At 69.9% G+C, this 1,956-nt stretch carries 2 protein-coding genes; both read right to left on the bottom strand.

Annotated elements, in window-relative coordinates:
* Positions 1-672 (bottom strand): radical SAM protein (locus WAX14_RS21145; RefSeq protein ID WP_422630007.1); only part of this gene is annotated, 672 nt, incomplete at its 3' end.
* A 215-nt stretch (positions 673-887) separates the two neighbouring features.
* Positions 888-1,956 (bottom strand): pyruvate kinase (locus WAX14_RS21150; protein ID WP_422630008.1); only part of this gene is annotated, 1,069 nt, incomplete at its 5' end.

A 1,956-nucleotide genomic window follows, 5' to 3' on the forward strand; every position in this document is an offset into this window, starting at 1 on the left:
GTGCAGCACGTCCTCCGCGTCTGTGGGGTCGAGCGGGGTCAGCGCGGAGCCGCGCCCGACCGGCACCAGGAAGAACACGGACCACAGCGAGGCTCCGAGCTCGACCACCGTCCGCAGGATGTCCGGCAACTCGTGCGCGTTGCCCGCGGTCACGGTGGTGTTGATCTGCAGGCGGTAGCCCACGTCGCGGACGGTCCGGGCCGCCCGCAGCGTCTGGTCGAAGACACCGTCGATGCCCCGAAACCCGTCGTGACCGGCCGCGGTCGCACCGTCGAGCGACAGTGAGACCGCCGATGCCCCGGCCGCCCGCAGGTCGCGCAGCACCGGTTCGGTCAACCGGGGGGTGACCGACGGTGACAGCGCGACGTGCAGTCCGGCCTCGGTGCCGTGGCGCACGAGTTCCGGCAGGTCGGGACGTTCGAAGGGGTCGCCGCCGGTGAGTACGACGATGGGACGCGGCGCGCCGAACGCGGCGATCTCGTCGAGGAGCCGGTAGCCCTCCTCCGTGGTCAGTTCGAGTGGGTTGCGGGCAGGGATGGCGTCGGCGCGGCAGTGCGTACACGCCAGCGCGCACGCGCGGGTGACCTCCCAGATCACGATGAACGGCCGTTCGTTCGGATCGTGGCGCAACGTCCGTATCGTGCGCGTGGGTCGGGTCGATGTCGCGGTCATCGGGGGCTCCCGGTTCGTTGTCGAGGTGCCGGTGCGCGGGCGCTGCACCGCAGTCGAGGCCGCTCGCGACGAGACCGGTGACCGTATGTCCGCTTGCGCCGTCGGGCTGCTTCGGCATCGTTCACTCCAGGGAGAGACCATTACTTCAAAGCTAATGGTTCCGGAGCCCGGTGACGCACAACCGTGACCGACCCCACCCGAGCAACTACCTCCGTCTACCGAGACCGCGTGGTCACCGGCCCGCCCCGGTCCTCCCACGCCCGCAACCTGCGCAGCAGCGAATCCTTCTTGCGCTGGTGATCGGCCATCCGGCGCAGCACGTCGTCGAGGAAGCGCACGGCGTGGTCGACATACGGCCCCTTGTTCAACATCACACATTCGGCTCGCCCGGAGGCCGCCGCGTCGGTGACCTCCGCCCGGGACGGCCGCCCGGTGCGCGCCAGCGTGTCGAGGACCTGGGTCGCCCAGATCACCGGCACATGCGCCGCCTCGCACAACCACAGGATCTCCTCCTGCACCTCGGCGAGCCGTCCGTACCCGGACTCCACGGCGAGGTCACCGCGCGCGATCATCACGCCGACCTTCGGTGAGTGCACGGCCGCGAACAGGATCGACGGCAGGTTCTCGAAACCACCGACCGTCTCGACCTTCAGGATCACCCCGAGGTGTGTGCCACCGAGCTCCGCGAGCCGGTCCTGCAGTCCGGTCACGTCCGACGCACTGCGCACGAACGACAGCCCGACCGCGTCGGCGTGCTCGACGACGAACGGCAGGTGCGTCAGGTCCTCGGCGGTCAATGCGGGCAATCGCAGTTCGGTGTCGGGCAGGTTGATGCCCTTCGCGGCGCCGAGTCGGGTGCCGCGCGGACCGGCGTCGACGATGCGCACCCGCAGGCCGTCCGGGCCGGCTTCCTCGATCACCCCGCCGATCTTGCCGTCGTCGAAGAAGATCCGATGGCCGATACTCGTGTCCGCGAACACCTGCGGCAGCGTGCATCCGATCCGGTGTGGCTCCGCGTCCGCATCCACGGGTTCCAGGTCCGGGACGACAAGGAGTTCGTCGCCTGTGTGCACGGTGAGTTTGCGTTCGGTCGACGGAAGGTCCGCGACCGCCGTGACGTCGCCGCGGTGGGCACGGAGCCGGGTGCCCGGGACCAGATAGGCGGTGTCGGCCAGTTCTGCACGCACGCCGTGCTCGGTGTCGGTGACGACGAGGGTTCGTTTGGATCCGCGGGTGTCGTGAAAGGTGACCCGGTCACCGGGGCGGCGCCGCGCCAGCCACAGT

The organism is Rhodococcus sp. (in: high G+C Gram-positive bacteria) (genome assembly GCF_049299235.1).
Lineage (GTDB): Bacteria > Actinomycetota > Actinomycetes > Mycobacteriales > Mycobacteriaceae > Rhodococcus.